Consider the following 1,360-nt stretch of genomic DNA (forward strand, 5'->3'; position numbering starts at 1 on the left):
GTGCACCTAATGCAACAGCAACACCGAACAATCCAAGACCTGCAATGATTGGACCTATTTTAATCCCCCACAATTCTAAAACGGCAGCTAAACCTAAAATAAAAATTAAAATTTTTAACGATTTAATTATCCAGCCAATAAGTTCTCTAGTTAATAATTTATCTAAACCACTAAGTATGTATGAGATGGGTTCTATGATTTGATGAATTGCCCAAAAAATTAAGATAGTGATCAAAGTTCTATTAATTGTATCCACCACTTCTCTTCCTTCTATTGAGAAAGTCATGTAGTAGCTTGCAATGAAAAATCCTAATACAATTGGTAAAAATCTTGCTGGTCCTACAAGTGATTGAACAAAAGTATCATCTAATTTATTCGTTGTTCTTTTCGAGATGATTTCTAATTTTTTAATAACTAATTTGCTTATTAAACCTCTAAAAATTAAAAATAGTAAAAATATTCCAATACCAATTAATATTTGAAAAATATCAACACCAAGAATTCCTTTATTCCATACTGATAAAAATATCTCAGAAAAATTATTAATTAATTCCATTTTTAAATTTTATATAACAAAAACTCTTCTTCTCCAGGATTAAAAAGAAAAATCTTTTTCCATTTGATTTCGTTCAATATTGACGAGGTTTTTTCGCCTATACACATCAAATTTGTATTCATCCATAAATTTTCGGTTTGGTAAATCTTTATGAAATTTAAGAAACTTGATGCACTATTTTGGGAGTAAACATATACAATGTCAGGAATATTTAATTTTAATTCATTAACAAATTTCTCATCAAACTTTTGGTTATGATCTACTCTATAATTAATAATTCTTTTTACGTTAAAACCTTCACTTAATAACTGTTGATCTAAATCAACTGATATTGTTTCACCACTAACGTAAAGTAATTCTTTATTTTTAGACTCATAACTTTGTATTATTAACTCCTTTAAATTTGCAACATTTCCTTCGGCTACAATTGTATTTTGAAAACCAATACTTCTTGCTTTATTTTCTGTGGCGTTACCTACACAAAAGCATTTAATATTTTTATCTAATCTTTCTGTGTTTAAGAATTTTACTGCATTTGCACTAGTAAAAACAATTCCACCATATTCAGAAAAGTTAATTTCCTCATAATTAACTTTTTCAACTCTTATTAATGGAAGATGAGAAACTTGATGTCCCAACGATTGAAATTTCAATATCATTTCTGAACAATCTTCCAATGGTCTAGTTAATAAAATATGCATACTATCTTTTATATGAATTGTTTGATTTTGTTTTTAAAAGTATCCCAACTTTATTACCAAGTTCTTTAAATTCATTCAAATTACCAACTTTTTTTTCATAAAA

At 26.7% G+C, this 1,360-nt stretch carries 1 protein-coding gene and 1 pseudogene; both read right to left on the reverse strand.

Annotation, left to right across the window (positions count from 1 at the left end; all coding sequences use genetic code 11):
• Window positions 1–556: pseudogene (locus AMN81_RS00445) on the reverse strand (mechanosensitive ion channel family protein); the annotation flags it as partial.
• A gap of 2 nt (window positions 557–558) precedes the next feature.
• Entirely contained in the window at window positions 559–1,257 is a 699-nt protein-coding gene (locus AMN81_RS00450) for a uroporphyrinogen-III synthase (protein WP_072090197.1), read from the reverse strand.
• Window positions 1,258–1,360 lie beyond the last annotated feature (103 nt).

This window comes from Candidatus Pelagibacter communis (assembly GCF_001179845.1).
Lineage (GTDB): Bacteria > Pseudomonadota > Alphaproteobacteria > Pelagibacterales > Pelagibacteraceae > Pelagibacter > Pelagibacter ubique_Q.